The following is a 17,972-nucleotide window of genomic DNA, read 5'->3' as shown; positions in this document are numbered from 1 at the left end:
AGTGAACAACAGTCGCCACCATTGTGATCAGGGTGAGTTGATCGCCGTGTGACGGATCGCAGGGGGTGCGGGGGAAGTGCCGGGTCAGGCGCGGGAGAACACCGCGACCAGGAATTCGGAATCCTCCTTGAACGGGCGAAGATCCCACGTGGAGAGCAGCAGATCAGCCTCGAGGCCACTCGCGGTCGCGTCGGCGAGAAACTCGGGGAACTCGTAGCCACGGCCGGCACCGAATCCGATGACCACTCGGCCGCTCGGAGCGAGATGACGAGCAAATCCTGACAATACTGCTTGCCTGGTGGACGGCGCGAGAAACGCCACCACGTTGCCTGCCGACACGATGACGTCGAAATCTGCCTCGACACCGCGGGCCGGCAGATCGAGTTCGGCGAGATCGCCGACAAGCCACGCCGGTCCGGGGTGGTCTTCTTCTGCGGCAGCGATGAGAACCGGGTCGACATCGACTCCGACAACCACATGCCCGACGTCGTGCAGATAACCGCCGAGTCGGCCAGGCCCGCACCCTGCATCGAGAACCCGGCCACCGCGTCCGAGCATCGCGTCGATCAAACGTGCTTCCCCGACAATGTCCTTGCCGTCCGCTCTCATGGAACGGAAACGCTCGACATATCGTGTGGAATGCGTCGAGTCGGCTGCAGTGATCTCTTCCCACTGGCTGGGGATGCGCTCGTTCGGGGCGTGTGCAGTCATCTTTCGAGGGTACCGACAGCTCACCGGGTGCCGACGACCGTCCCGTCTGCGGCATATCCGACGAGGGTTGGACGAGGGGACGTGAGCGACAGGGGAAACCATCCGTAGAAGCGGTCTTCGGCAAGAATTGTCGGATAGATATGGCCGTCTGCGGTGTGAAGTTCGGCTCGGACAGCACCTCCCGCCCCTGCGTCGTAGGTCGCCTCGTGCGGACCGGCCTCGTACCCGGCGCCGCCCCCGAATGAATCCGCGCCGTACAAGTCAATTGATCTGCAGCCGTGTCCGAGGCCGATGAATTTCGACGGACCAACCTTGTCGATGTCGGCTGACGCCTCGAAAACCGGGGCGACGCACCTCCAGCCATTGGCGCCGTGGGCGACAAAGACGCTGAACAAGGTTCCGTCAGGTCCGGGAATGGACCCGACCCGCTCGGCGGTGGACGGATCTATTCCGCCGTTGGTTCCCGGCATCGTCTGCCAACCCGAGTACATGTCGGTGAACGCTTTCGGCATCATCCCCGTGGCAGCGGCGCAGCCCACCACCACTGCTGCGCAGATCGCCGCGACGAGAACGATGGCACCGACGCGACGGCGTGGAGCTTTGGTTGCCCCAATGTTGTTTTCGGTAGCCATGATTCGGGTGCGTGCGGCATCTTGGACGTTCTCGGGCCAGAGTTCGGCGGAAACTGTATCGCTCGGCCGCAGCTTCTCGAGCGTGGTCAGCAGATCTTTGGTCATGGGGTACTCCCGTGTTCGGCGGCAGCGCAAGGTCGGGCGGTGTTCATCGGGATTACGGTGACGGATTCTGAAGTCAACCCGGCGCGCAATCGACGCCGAGCGCGAAAGAGACGAACATGCATGGCCGGAACCGAACACCCAGCGACCCGCGCGGCTTCGGTGGCGGTCAACCCGTCCCAGGCAGTCAGGAGCAGGGCTTCACGTTCGGTGACGGTGAGTGTTGTCAGTGCTTCGAGCAGTTCCGTGCGTTCGGTGACAGTGACGTCGGCGCCCGGCGTCGATGCCGCAATCTGCTCGATGCGTCCCATCTTCTCGGTGAGCGCGTCAAGGCGCCGAACGCTGCGACGGTTGTTGTTCACGGTGTTTCGAGCCACCACCAACAGCCACGGCAGTGCATGCTCGGGCACTTCGTCCAAGCGTCGCCAGGCAACGAGGAACGTCTCGGAGACAACCTCCTGCGCGCTGTGATGATCAACGTGGCGACAGGTATACGCGAACACCCGACCGGCGTAGGCGTCCCACAGGGCGGTGAACCGCTCTTCGCCGCTCGGCGGCGGCTGTTCCTCGGATTTCGGGGTCATATGAAGAGATGTCCGGCTGGCTGCTGATCCTTACAGCCTCTGAGCTAATGGACGGTTTGGCGTGTTACTCCGGCCGAGAACTCCCACTGTCAGAAGCAACAGAGCGAGGATGTACAGCGTCATGATCCAGATGCCCGCAGCGGCGGGCTGCCACTTGTTCGCCTGACCGAGCAGGATCAAGGCGTCGGAGACGAGGAAGAGAGCGCCGCCGATACCGGTGATCGTGTTGTACGCCAGTGCGGTTGATGCAGTTCCCACCAGGATTGCGGCGTACACGGGGACGGCAATTCGAAGTTCAGGTTCGAGACCGGGCCAGGTGTACGACACAAGAGCGATTCCAGCGATGGTGTAAGCGCACAGAAACCATGGCCGCCTTCGTATCTCCCGAAGAGCGCCGTGTGAGAGAAAGAATCGGATGAAGCAGAGGTGACCGATCGCGAAAGCTGCCATGCCGATGACAAACGTGGAGTCCCAGATCAGGAACAGGTCTCCGAAAGCACAGGCAATCAGTGCCGCAGCCACAACTCGAGGTCCGCGTCGGGCGACAACCCAGGCAGCCAGAATCGGCGCGAGCATGACCTTGGTGATCCCGTCCCAGGGCGCAGCATCAGCGGCATTGAGGATCAGATGGACAATCGCTACCGCTGAAAACCCGACAAACCATGGCGACCGGATGGTGCTCGGCAGTCCGGCGTCGCAATCAGATTCACCCATCGGCTCAGTGTAGGAAGTCCGCTGCACGCTCGGCTAGGTCGAGCGCCGGCTGGGGGAGTATGCCGAGGATGAGCGTGACACCGGCGCCGAGGCCGATCACACTGCTGGTCAGTGCACTCGGCACCACGACAGTCGGAGCGTCTGCGGCCGATTCGGTGAAGAACATCAACACGATCACTCGCACGTAGAAGTATGCGGCGATCGCGCTGCACAGGACGCCGACGATCACGAGAGGTGCGGCCCCGCCCTCGGCTGCCGCGCTGAACACCGCGAACTTTCCGATGAACCCACTGGTCAACGGGATCCCGGCGAAAGCCAACAGGAACAGTGCAAACACAACTCCGACCAGCGGTGAGTGCCGGCCCAATCCGGCCCAGCGCGAGAGCGTCGCGACCTCACCGTCTGCGTCCCGAACCAGACTCACGACGGCGAACGCGCCCACGGTGCTGAATCCGTAGGCCAGAAGGTAGAACATCGCCGAGGCCAGGCCGGCGTCCGAATCCGCAACCACAGCGGTCAGAATGAATCCGGTGTGCGCGATGGCCGAATACGCGAGCATCCGCTTCATATCGGTTTGCGTCACAGCGACGATCGATCCGACAACCATCGTGAGAATCGCGACCGCCCACATCAGTGGACGCCAGTTCACGTACTCGTTGGGCAGAGCCACATAGAAGACACGAAGGATGGCACCGAATGCGGCGATCTTGGTCGCAGTAGCCATGAAACTGGTGATCGGCGTCGGCGCCCCTTGATAGACATCGGGAATCCACGAATGGAACGGCACGGCACCGACTTTGAACAGTAATCCCACGGCCACGAGTGCTGTCCCGAGCCACAGGAAGGCATCGGTACCCGACCCGCTGCGTGCTGCGTCGGCGATACCGGAGAGCGTGACCGTCCCGGCATAGCCGTACAGCAATGCGATTCCGAAAACGAAGAACGCCGACGAAAATGCCCCGAGCAGAAAGTACTTGAGCGCAGCTTCCTGGGAGAGCATGCGACGTCGGCGTGCCAGACCACACAGGAGATACAGAGGCAGTGAGAACACTTCGAGCGCAACGAACATCGTCAGCAGATCGTTGGACGCGGGAAAGAGGAGCATGCCGCCGACAGCGAAGAGGGTGAGCGGAAAGACCTCGGTCTGGGCGATACCGACCTTGACCGCTTCTTGTTCCGCAACACTTCCGGGGACGCTCGACGCTTGAGGGGTGAAACCGCCGAGCGCGTCGTGTTGCGCGATCACCTCGGCGGTGTTGCCCGAGCCTCGCTCGGCGATCAGCAGTACTGCGGGGATCGACACGAGAAGGATCGTGGCCTGCAGGAAAAGGGTCGGACCGTCGACCGCTACAGAACCCATCATCGCCGTCGACCGCGTGCCGGCGAGCAGAAGCACTGCCACGAATGCGGCCGCCAAGCCTGCGACACCGAGGACGAGTTGCACGGGGTATCGAAAACGCCGGGGTGCAAATGCCTCGATGAGTACGCCCACAACCGCAACACCGAACACGATCAACATTGGCGAGAGCAAGCTGTATTCGACACTGGGTGACGCCGTGCCGGCTGAGCCGAGGATGGTCACGTCGTTGAAGGAACTCATTTGTGGGCACCTCCTTCGTGGTCGGCGACGAGCGGGGTCGGAGCCTCGTCGACGACCGTATGGCTCACTGCAGGAGTGATGACGTCCAAGGCAGGCTTGGGGTAGATGCCGAGAAGCAACAGGAGTGCGATCAGAGGGGCGACCACCACGAGTTCGCGTCGAGCGAGGTCGCGGATCGTTCCCTGCTCTTCCTTCACAGGTCCGCCCATCATGCGCTGGTAGAGCCAGAGTATGTAGATCGCGGACAGGACAAGCGCGGCAGTCGCCGCGATAGCGGCCACGTGGTATCGCGAGTACGTCCCGATCAGCACCAGGAACTCACTGACGAACGGCGCGAGACCCGGCAGCGACAGCGTTGCCAACCCCGCAACGAGGAATGTGCCGGCAAGTACGGGTGCAACTTTCTGGACGCCGCCGTACGCCGCGATCGATCGAGTACCTCGCTGCGAGACGAGGAATCCCGCAATCAAGAACAGAGCCGCAGTGGAGACTCCGTGATTGACCATGTACAGCGCGGAACCCGCCTGGCTCTGGCTGGTCATCGCGAAGATTCCGAGAATGATGAAGCCGAAGTGCGAAATCGACGTGTAGGCGATCAGTCTCATGACGTCTGTTTGCGCGATCGCCAGTATTGCGCCGTAGACGATCCCGATAACGGCGAGCGTGATGATCCACGGTGCAAAGGTCGACGACGACTCCGGGAACAGTTGCAGGCAGTAGCGAATCATCGCGAACGTGCCCACCTTGTCCACGACCGCCATCATCAACACTGCTGTCGACGGAGTCGATTCCACCGCGGAGTCCGGCAACCAACTGTGCAGCGGCCAGAGCGGTGCTTTCACCGCGAACGCGAACATGAATCCGAGGAACAAGGCGTTGAGCACCCCGGGTCCAACACCGAGTTCACCGCTGTTTGCCGCTGAGGCGATCGCCCGGAAGTCGAAAGTGCCGCTGGCGAAGGGACTCTCGTCGCGCGTGGTGACCACATACAGGCCGATGACTGCAGCGAGCATGACCAGGCCGCCGAGGAGGTTGTAGAGCAGAAACTTCACGGCTGCGCGAGATCTGCCCACTCCGCCGAACCCGCCGATGAGGAAATACATCGGTATCAGCATTGCCTCGAAGAAAATGTAGAACAAGAGAATGTCCAAGGCGCTGAACGAAATCATCACCATGGACTCGATAACAAGGATCAGCGCGAAATAGGTGTGCGGCATTCTCTTGGGTGATGCCGGGTCTGCCGGGACGTCGTTCCAGCCCGCGATCAGTAGTAATGGCACCAGCACTGCGGTGAGAAGAACCAGAACGAGTGCGATCCCGTCGAGTCCGAGTGTGTAGCTGGTGCCGAAAGCCGGTATCCAGCTGTGGCTTTCGACAAATTGAAATTGTTCGCCGCCGCGGTCGAACGCAACTCCGAGAACGGCGGCGACCACCAGGACTGCCACGGACACAGCCAATGCGAGATACTTCGCAAATTGGTACGACCGTGCCGGCAGAGCGAGGACTACACCCGCTCCGATGAGCGGAAGCAACCAGAGCACCGTCAGCGCGGGGAAGCCGGTATTGGTCACAGAGTCGCTCACCGCCGCTTCGATCACCACAGTGTCACCGCCATCATTGTCGCGACCACGAGTGTTGCTCCGACAAACATCACCAGCGCGTACGAGCGAACAAACCCGGTCTGTAGCTTCCGCGTGAGCGCGGACAGCCCGGTGACGACCACCGCAAAGCTGCCCACGACGCCGCCTATTCCCTTGGTGTCGAACACTTCCAACGACTTGGTGAGTTGTTGTCCGGGCTTCATGAACACCGTCTCGTTGAAGGCGTCACCGTACAGATCGCGGCGAGCCGCAACGGTCAACGGTGAAACCGGAGTAGGTGCCACAAGTGGAATCTCCCGGGTGGCGTACTCGCGATACGCAATCGCGACGCCGGCGGCGACCGCGAGCAGCGCCAGCGCGGTGATCGACCATGCGGGTATCGGCGGTTCGACGTGATGTGAGCCGACAACCGGTTCGAGCCAGTTCTGCAAGCTGGACCCGATGGTCAGGAGCATCCCGGCGCCGACGGACCCCACCGCCAGGATGATCATCGGAGACGTCATCACCGCCGGAGATTCGTGAGGTTTCTGGTTCTCCCAGCGGGCCTTCCCGAAGAAGGTCATCAGCATCACGCGGCTCATGTAGAAGGCAGTGAGGGCCGCACCCAACAGGGTGACGATGCCCAGCACAACACCCTTGACGCCACCCTCGCCGATCGCAACCTCGATGATCTTGTCCTTGGAGAAGAACCCGGCAAACGGCGGAACACCGATGATGGCAAGGTATCCGAGCCCGAACGTGACAAAAGTCAGTGGCATGAACGCTCGGAGCCCGCCGTAGCGCCGCATGTCGGTTTCGTCGTTCATCGCGTGCATCACCGAACCCGCGCCGAGGAACAGGCCTGCCTTGAAGAATCCGTGGGTGATCAGATGAAGGATTGCGAAGGCGTATCCAGCTGGTCCGAGGCCCGCCGCCAGGACCATGTATCCGATCTGACTCATGGTCGATGCGGCGAGCGCTTTCTTGATGTCGTCCTTCGCGCAGCCGATGATCGCACCGAACAGCAGCGTCACGGCACCGACGATGACAACCACGAGTTGAGCGTCGGGTGCGAGATCGAAGATCGGATTGGAGCGCACGATCAGGTAGACGCCGGCCGTGACCATCGTGGCCGCGTGAATCAGCGCCGAGACGGGGGTGGGGCCCTCCATCGCGTCGCCGAGCCACGACTGCAGTGGCACCTGCGCGGACTTCGCGCATGCAGCGAGGAGGAGCATCAGGCCGATCGCCGTCAGGACACCTTCGCTTGCACCAGACGCGTCGGCGAAGACGCTGCTGAACGAGAGCGAGCCGAACGTGGTGAACATCAACATCATCGCGATCATCAATCCGATGTCGCCCACCCGATTGACGACAAAAGCCTTCTTGGCAGCGGTCGCCGCCGACGGCTTGTGCTGCCAGAAGCCGATCAGGAGGTACGACGCCAAACCGACGCCTTCCCAGCCGACGTAGAGCCCGAGGAAGTTGTCGGCGAGCACGAGGAGCAGCATCGCAGCGAGGAAGAGATTGAGGTAGGCGAAGAACTTCCGACGCTCGGGGTCGTGCGCCATGTAGCCGACCGAGTAGATGTGGATCAGCGAACCTACACCGGTGATGAGCAGGACGAAACACATCGACAGTTGATCAAGCTGCAGTCCGAACTCGACCTGAAGACTGTCGACCGGGACCCAACTGAACAGGTGCTCGGTGACGGTGCGGTCGGCGGTGTCGCGGCCGAGCATGGCGATGAAAGACACCACTGCGACGACAAACGACGCGAGTGCCATGACGCAGGCGAACAGGTGGCCCCACGTGTTCGTGCGACGACCCGCCAGCAACAGGACAGCGGCGCCGCACAGGGGCAGGGCGGGGAGCAACCAGATGGCGGACGTGATTCCTCCTGACATGTCAGTACTTCAGCAGGTCTGCGTCGTCGACGGATACAGAACGCCGAGATCGGAAGATGATCATGATGATTGCCAAGCCGACGACTACTTCGGCCGCAGCTACCACCATCGTGAAGAAGGCGAAGATCTGGCCGTCCAGATTGCCGTGCATGCGCGCGAAGGTCACGAATGCCAGGTTCGCGGCGTTAAGCATCAATTCGATACACATGAACACCACGATGGCGTTGCGTCGCAGGAGGACTCCCGCAGCCCCGATGGTGAACAACAGGACCGACAGATACAGGTAATTCTCGGGATTCATCGCGCAGCCTCCTCACCGGTACTCGGATCCGGGGAACGCGGAGTGAGTGCGCTGCTGACGGAGAGCGTCGAGAACGTTCCGTCGGGCAACAGTGCCGGCATGTCCACTGCGTTGTGACGTGCGTACACGCCGGGACTGGGGAGGGGAGTGGCCGAGCCCTTGTCGGGATTACTCTCATCGCTGCCCAGGTACGCGAATCGTTGCTGCGAGAGTTCGCGTTGGCTGAGTGTGGCTCCGATCTTCTCCCGATGCGCGAGCATCATTGCGCCAAGTGTCGCCGTGATCAGCAGTGCGCCGGTCAGTTCGAAGGCCCAGACGTAGCGGATGAAGATGAGATCGGCGAGAGCGTCGATGTTGCCCTGGTCGAGTCCGGTGAATCCGGTGAAGCCCGAGATCGACGCATTTCCGAGTCCGCCGATGAGGAGCAGTCCGAATCCGACACCGATCACGATCGCGCTGACGCGTTGTCCCCGTAGCGTTTCGACCAAGGAGTCCGAAGAATCCACGCCGACCAGCATCAGGACGAACAGGAACAACATCATCACTGCGCCGGTATAGACGACGATCTGGACGACACCGAGGAACAGTGCGCCCTGCACGATGTAGAAGACGGCCAGGATGATCATCGTCATTGCAAGGAAGAGCGCAGAGTAGACGGCCTTGGGGGCGGCGACCACACCCAAAGCGCTGATCACCGCAAGGGTTCCGAGGATCCAGAACTGCACCGCCTCGCCGGTGGAGGTCGATGTCATCGTTCCCTCCGCCAGGATCGTGGTCGTGACCGCCGCGATCATTTCTCGGTCTCCGGGTTCGGCTCTTGCTCGGGTACTGCCTGTTCGGGAGCTGCTGTGATGTCGCCGCGGTAGTAGTCGTCCTGAGTTGTGCCGGGACGCAGCGCGTGTGGTGGCGCTGCCATGTCGGGTTTCAGGGGCGCGAGAAGGCGGTCCTTCTCGTAGATCAATCCGGCTCGGTTGTCGTCGGTCATCTCGTACTCGTTGGTCATGGTGAGAGCCCGAGTGGGGCAAGCCTCGACGCAGAGGCCACAGCCGATGCACCGCAGGTAGTTGATCTGGTACACCCGCCCGTAACGCTCGCCGGGGGAGAACCGTTCTTCTTCGGTGTTGTCAGCACCCTCGACATAGATCGCGTCGGCGGGGCAGGCCCAGGCGCACAGTTCGCAACCGATGCACTTCTCGAGTCCGTCCGCATACCGGTTGAGTTGATGGCGACCGTGGTATCCGGGCGCGGTGGGCCGCTTCTCCTCCGGATAGAACTCGGTCTCGGGTTTCTTGAACATTGTCGAGAGCGTCACTCCGAAACCCGCGATAGGTCCGAGGAAATCAGGCATGGGAGTCCTCCGATGTGTCGGAAACATCTGTCCGCCGCGGCGGTGGCACGTTCTGACCCGGTAGTTTTCGGGTCGGCAGCGTTTGACCAGGTAGGGGTGGAACCGGGAAGCCGCCCGACATCGCATCGAAAGACCGGGTCCCCGAATCGGGCACCGACGCGGCGGTTCGGCGTCGGCTGCGGTAAGTCCCGGCCAACACGATCAGGAGCGCAGCTCCGAGAACCAGTGCGACGCAAAGAAGTACGACCCAGGTGTTGTAACCCTCGTTGCGGAAGGCACGAACAGTCGCGATCACCATCACCCACACCAAGGCAGCGGGGATCAGAACCTTCCAGCCGAGATTCATGAACTGGTCGTAGCGCAATCGAGGAAGCGTGCTGCGCAACCAGATGAAGACGAAGAGGAAGCCCCACACCTTGGCGACAAACCACAGCACCGGCCACCAACCGGAATTGGCGCCGTCCCACAGGTTGAACGGGAACGGTGCGTGCCACCCGCCCAGGAACAGTGTCGTGGCCAGAGCGGACACCGTCACCATGTTCACGTACTCGGCCAGCATGAACATCGCGAACTTGAGTGAGGAGTACTCGGTGTGGAACCCACCCACCAGTTCACCCTCGGCCTCGGGAAGGTCGAAGGGAGCCCTGTTGGTTTCGCCGACCATGGCTGTCACGTAGATCAAGAAGGACGGCAGGAGGAGAAAGACGTACCAGGCACCTTGTTGGGCGCTGACGATGCCGGACGTGGACATCGTGCCGGCGTAGAGGAAGACTGCGGCGAAGGACAGCCCCATTGCTACCTCGTAGGAGATGACCTGCGCGGTCGATCGAAGTGCGCCCAGTAGTGGATACGTCGATCCGGACGACCAGCCGGCAAGCACGATCCCGTACACACCGATTGAAGTCACGGCGAGGATGTAGAGAACTCCGACCGGAAGATCGGTCAGTTGCAGGGGTGAAAGGGTTCCGAAGATCGACACCTGCGGACCGAACGGGATGACGGCAAAGGCCATGAACGCGGGCACGACTGCGATGACGGGCGCGAGGAGATAAATCGGTTTGTCGGCGCCGGTCGGTGTGATGCCCTCCTTGAGGGCGAGCTTGATTCCGTCAGCGAGACTCTGGAGCATTCCACGGGGGCCGACGCGGTTCGGTCCGACACGCATCTGCATGCGTGCCATGACCTTTCGTTCCGCGTAAATTGCCACCAGCGGTGTGAGTACGAGGAACACGAAAATGGCGAGAGCCTTGCCGATCACCAACCACCACGGGTCGTGCCCGAACGCCGACAGGTCGACCGGAGCTGCCACGGTCCCGTATTCGTGGGTGGTCATTGCGCTCCAGCCTTCGCAATCTTCACCACGGAACCCGCGGTAACGCAGAGCGTTTCGTAGATCGTGCTACCCGGTGAATTGAGTGGGAGCCAGACTGTTCGAGGCGGGAGTTCGGTGATCTCCAACGGTAATGTGATGGAACCGGATTCAGTCGACACCGCAACGTGATCGCCGTTGTCGGCGCCGATCTCGGCAGCGGTCTCGGCAGACAAACGTACGAGTGGGAGCCGTGCCGTACCCGCCAGGTTGGGCTCGCCGTCTTGCAGTCGGCCGTTGTCGAGCAGCATTCGCCAACTCGACAACACTGCCTCGCCCAGTGCCGGTGTGGGCATGGTGCCTGACGGGACCTGAGGCGAGGTGGGGCGCGATCCGGACCAAGCGCCGAGGCGGTGTATCTCCGAGCGTGCGGAATCTGCGTCGGGTAGGCCCAGATCGATGCCCATCTCGGCTGCGATCGCGTGGAGAACGCGCTGATCCGGCATTACTCCTGTCGTTCTCAACGCGGTGTCGAACACGCGCTCGCGGCCTTCCCAGTCGAGGAAGGTTCCGGGCTTCTCGGCGACCGGTGCCACCGGGAAGACGACGTCGGCGAGTTCGGTGACTCCGCTGTGACGGATCTCCAAACTCACCACGAACCCTGCTGCTTCGATCGCGGCCCTTGCCTTCGCCGGGTTCGGGAGATCACTCAATTCGACGCCGCCGACAAGAAGGGCAGCAGTCGTCTGCCCCGGATCTAGCAGACTCGCGGCGTCGCGCCCGTCGGATGCCGGGATGGAGGCCCCCCACACTGATTCCACCTCCTGACGTGCTGCCGGGTCCGCAACGGGGCGTCCGCCGGGAAGCAATCCCGGTAGTGCGCCGGCCTCGACGGCGCCGCGATCACCAGCGCGGCGTGGGACCCAAGCCAAACAAGCTCCTGTCGCTTCGGCGAGACGTACCGCCGCGGCGAAGCCGCCCGCCACCTCACTGATTCGTTCGCCCAACAGGATCACTGCACCGGGCTGCCGGAGGAGCTGGCCCTCCTCATTTCCAGGGCGAGCCAACGAATCCATCAGAGCTGCTTCACTTCCGGGTACGGTCCGAAGCAAAGAGCCGCCCATCTTCTGCAGGCCGCGCGTAGCGAATGGCGCGCTGGAGAGCACCGTCGTCTTGCCGAAACGTGCGGCCTTGCGCAGCCGCAGGAAGATGATCGGTGACTCCTCCTCGGGCTCGAGAGCTACCAGCAATGCGGCCGGGGCCGACTCGAGGTCCTGGTACGTCACCGACTCTTCGAGTGTGCGGCCGGCGACGTGTGCTGAGAGGAAACCTGCCTCTTCGGCAGAATGAGCACGGATTCGGAAGTCGATGTTGTTGGTAGCGAGAGCAACTCGCGCGAACTTGCCGTAGGCGTAGGCGTCCTCCAAGGTAGAGCGTCCGCCGACGAGTACGCCTGCGTCACCGCGGGCCTGCGCGAAGGATCGCGCAACGAGGTCGAGTGCCATGGGCCACGACGCCGGAATCAATTCGCCGTCAGCGTTGCGGATCAGGGGAGTGGTGATCCGATCACCTTGGGTCGTGTACGTGAATGCGAAACGGCCCTTGTCGCAGTTCCATTCCTCGTTGACTTCGGGGTCGTCCCCGGCGAGACGGCGGAGAACCTTTCCGCGACGGTGGTCCGTGCGCTGAGCACATCCGTCGGCGCAGTGTTCACACACGCTGGGGCTGGACACCAGATCGAACGGTCGCGCCCGGAATCGGTATGCCGTACTGGTAAGCGCGCCGACCGGGCACACCTGGATGGTGTTGCCCGAGAAGTAGGACTCGAAGGGCTCGTTGGCGTAGATCCCGACCTGTTGAAGCGCGCCGCGCTCGAGGAGATCGATGAACGGGTCGCCGGCGATCTGGCCCGAAAACCGTGTGCATCTGGCGCAGAGGACGCAACGCTCGCGGTCGAGCAGGATTTCGGACGAGAGTGGGATGGGCTTGGGGTAGGTCCTTTTCTCCTCACCGAACCGGGATTCGGTGCGACCGGTCGACATCGCCTGGTTTTGAAGCGGACACTCGCCGCCCTTGTCACACACGGGGCAGTCCAGAGGGTGGTTGATGAGCAGGAGTTCCATCACCCCGCGCTGCGCCTTCTCCGCCACCGGTGACGTGAGCTGTGTGGTGACGACCATTCCGTCCGCAACCGGTGTCGTGCAGGACGCCACCGGCTTGCGTTGACCTTCGACCTCCACGATGCACTGTCGGCACGCCCCGACCGGGTCCAGAAGAGGATGATCGCAGAACCGCGGAATCTGTGTGCCGATCATCTCTGCAGCGCGAATGATCAACGTGCCCTTGGGTACCTGGAGTTCCCGGCCGTCGATGGTGAGGGTGACGAGATCAATCGGCGGTGCCGCATCGGTTCCAGTGGTGGCGTCGGCTGCAGTCATGAGACGAACGCTCCTGTCGCGAGAACGGACCGGCGAGGATCGAACGGGCATCCGTTGCCGTCGAAATGCGCTACGTATTCCTCGCGGAAGTACTTCAGGGAGGACATGATCGGGCTGGTCGCTCCGTCGCCCAACGCGCAGAAGGATTTTCCGAGGATGGTGTCCGAGATGTCGAGAAGTTTGGTGAGATCAGCTTCAGTACCTGTTCCGCCTTCGAGTCGCCGCAGGATCTGCACCAGCCAGTACGTGCCTTCGCGGCACGGCGTGCATTTACCGCAAGATTCGTGGGCGTAGAACTCGGTCCACCGCAGCACCGCGCGCACGATGCAGGTTGTGTCGTCGAATATCTGCAGTGCCTTGGTGCCGAGCATCGATCCCGCCGCGCCGACACCCTCGTAGTCGAGTGGGACATCGAGATGTTCGTCGGTGAAGATCGGAGTCGAGGATCCGCCGGGAGTCCAGAACTTGAGGGTGTGCCCGGTGCGAACGCCGCCCGCGTAATCGAGAAGTTCTCGCAACGTGATGCCGAGCGGCGCCTCGTACTGGCCGGGAGTGGTGACGTGACCAGAGAGCGAGTACAACGTGAACCCCGGCGACTTCTCGCTTCCCATCGACCGGAACCACTCCGGGCCGCCCAGGACGATCGACGGCACACTCGCGATGGACTCGACGTTGTTGACGACGGTCGGGCAGGCGTAGAGGCCGGCGACGGCGGGGAATGGCGGCCGCAGTCGAGGCTGACCGCGTCGTCCCTCCAACGAATCGAGGAGGGCTGTCTCCTCACCACAGATGTACGCGCCTGCTCCGGCGTGCACGACGAGATCCAAGTCGAATCCCGAACCGAGGATGTTGCGGCCCAGGTATCCGGCCGCGTAGGCCTCGGCCACGGCGGTCTGCAGACGTCGCAGGACCGGGACCACCTCGCCCCGGACGTAGATGAACGCTTTGGCCGCTCGAATTGCATACGCCGCGATGATGACTCCCTCGACCAACGTGTGTGGGGTCGCCATCATCAACGGCATGTCCTTGCATGTGCCCGGTTCGGACTCGTCGGCATTGACGACGAGATAGTGAGGCTTGCCGTCTCCTGGCTTGTCTTCGGTGCTCTGTGGGATGAAACTCCACTTGAGGCCCGTCGGGAAACCGGCGCCACCGCGCCCACGAAGGCCCGCGTCCTTGACCGTTTCGATCACGGCGTCGGGGGACATGGCTAGCGCTTTGCGTAGGGCTTGGTAGCCGTCGTGACGAAGGTAGCTGTCGAGAGTCCACGAGTTCGGTTGATCCCAGTAGCGACTCAGGACGGGGGCGAGTGTCATGTCACTTCCCTTCGTCGGGAGCGTCGGCTGCTGAGGCCGAGCCGGGTGGGTTGTCGTCGTGAGATCGGCTGATACGCAGTCCGGCAAGAGTTGCCCCGCCGATTGTTTGTGCTTCGGCTGCTTCGATTCGCGTATCCGGGAAACCGGCCAAGGTGCGTGCGGTCTGCCGGAACGAACACAGTGTGGCACCGCGACTGGGTGTCACGCGCTCTCCGGCGCGGAGCGCATCGACGAGTGAGCGCGCCGATTCCGGAGTCTGGTTGTCGAAGAACTCCCAGTTGATCATCATGACGGGGGCGTAGTCGCACGCCGCATTGCACTCGATGTGTTCGAGGGTGATCTTGCCGTCGGACGTCGAGATGGAGTGTCCGCCTTCGTCTCTGGAGCCTGCTGACCCGAGATGCTCTTCGAGTGCTGCGAGGATGTCGTCTCCGCCCATGATCGCGCACAGCGTGTTGGTGCAGACTCCGACCAGATACTCACCCGTCGGACCACGGCGATACATCGAGTAGAAGGTGGAAACGGCGGCAACCTCGGCGCCGGTCAAACCCAGCTTGGCACTGCAGAAATCGATCCCGGCCGGGGTGATGTACCCGTCCTCGGACTGCACGAGATGAAGGAGCGGCAGGAGGGCTGATCGACTGGTGGTCGCCGCGGCGTCGGGCTCACGGTAACGAGCGATGACGGTTTCGGCATCGGCGTCGAGTCGGGCGAGTACGTCAGGCGGATAACTCGATCGTGCGCCAGGGCGTACCAGTTGCGTGGGCTCGTCCGGGCGCGGCCCGAGTTCGATGAACACCCGTGACGAGCCGTTCGGGCCGGTCATCGGTCCACTCCGCCCATGACGGGATCGATACTGGCAACCGAGGCGATCACGTCGGACACCATGCCTCCCTCGCACATCGCCGCTACCGCTTGAAGGTTGGTGAATGACGGATCCCGGAAATGGACGCGGTACGGCCGGGTTCCCCCGTCGCTGACCATGTGCACACCCAACTCGCCACGCGGGGACTCGACGGCGACGTACACCTGGCCGGGCGGCACGCGGATTCCTTCGGTGACCAGTTTGAAATGGTGAATCAGACCCTCCATGGACGACTCCATGATCTTCGCGATGTGCTTCTGCGAATTGCCGAGGCCATCCGGTCCGACAGCGAGATCGGCAGGCCAGGCGATCTTCTTGTCGTCCACCATGACCGGCCCCGGTTGCAGTTTGTCGAGGCACTGCTCGACGATCTTGAGGGACTCCTTCATCTCCTCGACACGGATGACGTACCTTCCGTAGCAATCGGATCCGTCGTACGTCACGACGTCGAACTCGTAGTTCTCGTAGCCGCAGTAGGGCTGCGCTCGACGCTGATCGTGGGGGAGACCCGTGGCGCGTAGGACCGGCCCCGTCACGCCGAGCGCCATGCAGCCGGTGAGATCGAGATATCCGATTCCCTGGGTGCGGGCTTTCCAGATGGAGTTGTCACTGAGCATCAGTTCGACGTCACGCAACCGTTTCGGTAGGACCTTCAACAGTTCTCGTACCTTCGCGACCGACCCGTCGGGTAGATCCTGAGCGAGACCACCAGGCCTGATGTAGGCGTGATTCATCCGCAGTCCGGTGATCGTCTCGAACACGTCCAGAATCAATTCGCGTTCGCGGAATCCGAACAGCATCGCCGTCACGGCGCCCAGTTCCATTCCACCGGTTGCCAGGGCGACAAGGTGCGACGAGATTCGATTGAGCTCCATCATCATCACGCGAATGACGGTGGCTCGCTCGGGAATGTCGTCGGTGATGCCGAGAAGTTTTTCGACTCCGAGGCAGTACGCGGTTTCGTTGAAGAACGGTGACAGGTAGTCCATTCGAGTAACGAAAGTGACGCCCTGCGTCCAGTTCCGGTATTCGAGATTCTTTTCGATTCCGGTGTGCAGGTAGCCGATTCCACACCGAGCTTCCACGACTGTCTCACCCTCGATTTCGAGAATGAGGCGCAAGACGCCGTGAGTGGACGGATGCTGCGGGCCCATGTTGACCACGATCCGTTCGGCCTCGCCGGTTCGCTGGCGAGCGGCCGCGGTGACGATGTCGTCCCAGTCCTGACCCGATGCTGTGACGACGGTTTCCGTCGTGGCACCGGAGTTGCTTCCTGTCGTCTCGTTCATCAGTTGTACGACCTACGCTCGTCGGGTGGAGGAGTCTGGGCGCCCTTGTACTCGACCGGGATACCGCCGAGCGGATAGTCCTTGCGCTGTGGGTGGCCCTTCCAGTCGTCGGGCATCTCGATACGGGTCAGGGCCGGGTGACCGTCGAAGACGATCCCGAAGAAGTCGTAGGTCTCACGCTCGTGCCAATCGTTGGTGGGGTATATCCCGACGATGGACGGAATATGTGGATCGGAGTCCGGCACGGACACTTCCAGTCTGATCCGGCGGTTGTGCGTGATCGAAGCAAATGGATACACGGCGTGGAGCTCGCGACCGGTGTCCTGTGGATAGTGGACTCCATCGACACCCAGGCAAAGTTCGAAGCGCAGTTCCGATTCGTCGCGCAGTCTGCGCGCGACCTGCGGGAGGTGAGACCGTTCGACATGCAGCGTCATCTCGTCTCGAAAGATCACTACCCGCTCGATTGCATCGGTGAAAGTGCTGCCCCCGCTGCGCAATGCGGCATCCAAGGAGTCCGCAACTTCGTCGAAGTATCCACCGAACGGTCGAGAGGCCTTGTCCTCTACTGAGATCGGCGGGGCGAGCCGGCTGTAGCCCGAGGTGTCACCACTGCCGCGGACCCCGAACATCCCCCTCGATCCGTTGTTGCCCGCGGTCATCGCAGAAGCCCCTTCATGTCGATGGTGGGGGTGGATGCCAGTGCGGCGCGCTCGGCTGCCGCGCGTGCCTCTTCGCGGTTCACGCCGAGGGGCATCTCCTGGATCTTTCGGTGCAGTTCGATGATCGCGTTCAGGAGCATCTCCGGCCGCGGCGGACAGCCGGGCAAGTAGATGTCGACCGGCACGATGTGGTCGACGCCCTGTACCACTGCGTAGTTGTTGAACATACCGCCGGACGACGCACACACACCCATGGCCAGAACCCATTTCGGCTCGGCCATCTGGTCGTAGACCTGACGAAGTACCGGCCCCATCTTTTGACTGACCCGCCCGGCCACGATCAGAAGGTCTGCCTGTCGCGGCGACGCGCGGAATGCCTCCATGCCGAACCGCGCCAGGTCGAAGCGACCTGACGTGGTTGCCATCATCTCGATCGCGCAGCACGCGAGCCCGAAGGTGGCAGGCCACAGTGATCCTTTGCGGGCATACCCTGCCAGGCCCTCGACAGTGGTCAGTAGAAATCCGCTGGGGAGCTTTTCTTCGAGACCCATATCCGACTCTTTTCAGTCGTAACAGCTGCGGTGTGACCGGTTTTGTCTGACGTATGTGTGCTG

General features: G+C 62.3%; 17 protein-coding genes. All 17 read right to left on the bottom strand.

From position 1 onward, the window contains the following. Window positions 1-84: 84 nt before the first annotated feature. The 17 genes from G4D79_RS21530 to G4D79_RS21450 are packed head-to-tail and all read right to left on the bottom strand — an operon-like array spanning window position 85 to window position 17,909. Window positions 85-711, bottom strand: a complete 627-nt coding sequence (locus tag G4D79_RS21530) for a trans-aconitate 2-methyltransferase (protein ID WP_007735133.1) — start codon at window positions 709-711, stop codon at window positions 85-87. Window positions 712-731: 20 nt separating this feature from the next. Beyond that, window positions 732-1,448 (bottom strand): hypothetical protein, encoded by a 717-nt coding sequence (locus tag G4D79_RS21525; RefSeq protein ID WP_214514359.1) that lies wholly within the window; start codon window positions 1,446-1,448, stop codon window positions 732-734. Next, window positions 1,445-2,029 carry an RNA polymerase sigma factor gene (locus tag G4D79_RS21520; protein WP_073512254.1) on the bottom strand — a complete coding sequence of 195 codons (585 nt, stop codon included), beginning with the start codon at window positions 2,027-2,029 and terminating at the stop codon, window positions 1,445-1,447. The genes G4D79_RS21525 and G4D79_RS21520 overlap by 4 nt, the downstream gene beginning before the upstream one ends. Before the next feature lie 30 nt (window positions 2,030-2,059). Beyond that, window positions 2,060-2,743, bottom strand: a complete 684-nt coding sequence (locus tag G4D79_RS21515; RefSeq protein ID WP_047271434.1) for a lysoplasmalogenase — start codon at window positions 2,741-2,743, stop codon at window positions 2,060-2,062. Window positions 2,744-2,747: 4 nt separating this feature from the next. Beyond that, window positions 2,748-4,343 (bottom strand): NADH-quinone oxidoreductase subunit NuoN, encoded by a 1,596-nt coding sequence (gene nuoN / locus G4D79_RS21510; RefSeq protein WP_214514358.1) that lies wholly within the window; start codon window positions 4,341-4,343, stop codon window positions 2,748-2,750. Further along, entirely contained in the window at window positions 4,340-5,944 is a 1,605-nt protein-coding gene (locus G4D79_RS21505) for an NADH-quinone oxidoreductase subunit M (protein ID WP_125050972.1), read from the bottom strand. Before G4D79_RS21505 ends, nuoN begins: the two co-directional genes overlap by 4 nt. Further along, complete coding sequence (gene nuoL / locus G4D79_RS21500) at window positions 5,938-7,830, bottom strand: NADH-quinone oxidoreductase subunit L (protein ID WP_214514357.1); 1,893 nt, start codon at window positions 7,828-7,830, stop codon at window positions 5,938-5,940. The genes G4D79_RS21505 and nuoL overlap by 7 nt, the downstream gene beginning before the upstream one ends. A 1-nt stretch (window position 7,831) precedes the next feature. Next, the gene (gene nuoK, locus G4D79_RS21495) at window positions 7,832-8,131 is read right to left on the bottom strand and encodes an NADH-quinone oxidoreductase subunit NuoK (protein WP_003942238.1); all 300 of its coding nucleotides are present in this window, start codon (window positions 8,129-8,131) and stop codon (window positions 7,832-7,834) included. Then, window positions 8,128-8,925, bottom strand: coding sequence for an NADH-quinone oxidoreductase subunit J (locus G4D79_RS21490; protein ID WP_214514356.1), 798 nt, complete (start codon window positions 8,923-8,925; stop codon window positions 8,128-8,130). Before G4D79_RS21490 ends, nuoK begins: the two co-directional genes overlap by 4 nt. Further along, the gene (gene nuoI / locus G4D79_RS21485) at window positions 8,922-9,479 is read right to left on the bottom strand and encodes an NADH-quinone oxidoreductase subunit NuoI (protein ID WP_003942192.1); all 558 of its coding nucleotides are present in this window, start codon (window positions 9,477-9,479) and stop codon (window positions 8,922-8,924) included. Before nuoI ends, G4D79_RS21490 begins: the two co-directional genes overlap by 4 nt. Next, window positions 9,472-10,812: an NADH-quinone oxidoreductase subunit NuoH gene (gene nuoH, locus G4D79_RS21480; protein WP_214514355.1), complete on the bottom strand. Its 1,341-nt coding sequence runs from the start codon at window positions 10,810-10,812 to the stop codon at window positions 9,472-9,474. The genes nuoI and nuoH overlap by 8 nt, the downstream gene beginning before the upstream one ends. Then, entirely contained in the window at window positions 10,809-13,226 is a 2,418-nt protein-coding gene (locus G4D79_RS21475) for an NADH-quinone oxidoreductase subunit G (RefSeq protein ID WP_214514354.1), read from the bottom strand. The genes nuoH and G4D79_RS21475 overlap by 4 nt, the downstream gene beginning before the upstream one ends. Continuing rightward, window positions 13,223-14,542, bottom strand: coding sequence for an NADH-quinone oxidoreductase subunit NuoF (gene nuoF / locus G4D79_RS21470; protein ID WP_007735149.1), 1,320 nt, complete (start codon window positions 14,540-14,542; stop codon window positions 13,223-13,225). Before nuoF ends, G4D79_RS21475 begins: the two co-directional genes overlap by 4 nt. Before the next feature lies 1 nt (window position 14,543). Further along, window positions 14,544-15,368 (bottom strand): NADH-quinone oxidoreductase subunit NuoE, encoded by an 825-nt coding sequence (gene nuoE / locus G4D79_RS21465; RefSeq protein WP_047271447.1) that lies wholly within the window; start codon window positions 15,366-15,368, stop codon window positions 14,544-14,546. After that, window positions 15,365-16,696 carry an NADH dehydrogenase (quinone) subunit D gene (gene nuoD, locus G4D79_RS21460; protein WP_214514353.1) on the bottom strand — a complete coding sequence of 444 codons (1,332 nt, stop codon included), beginning with the start codon at window positions 16,694-16,696 and terminating at the stop codon, window positions 15,365-15,367. The genes nuoE and nuoD overlap by 4 nt, the downstream gene beginning before the upstream one ends. Then, window positions 16,696-17,358 carry an NADH-quinone oxidoreductase subunit C gene (locus tag G4D79_RS21455; protein ID WP_007735151.1) on the bottom strand — a complete coding sequence of 221 codons (663 nt, stop codon included), beginning with the start codon at window positions 17,356-17,358 and terminating at the stop codon, window positions 16,696-16,698. Before G4D79_RS21455 ends, nuoD begins: the two co-directional genes overlap by 1 nt. Then, window positions 17,355-17,909, bottom strand: coding sequence for an NADH-quinone oxidoreductase subunit B family protein (locus G4D79_RS21450; RefSeq protein WP_003942234.1), 555 nt, complete (start codon window positions 17,907-17,909; stop codon window positions 17,355-17,357). Before G4D79_RS21450 ends, G4D79_RS21455 begins: the two co-directional genes overlap by 4 nt. Window positions 17,910-17,972 lie beyond the last annotated feature (63 nt).

Origin of the sequence: Rhodococcus sp. WY5, assembly GCF_018588185.1 — a bacterium.
In the GTDB taxonomy this organism is placed as follows: Bacteria; Actinomycetota; Actinomycetes; order Mycobacteriales; family Mycobacteriaceae; genus Rhodococcus_F; species Rhodococcus_F qingshengii.
This window is presented reverse-complemented; position numbering and strand designations above follow the sequence as displayed.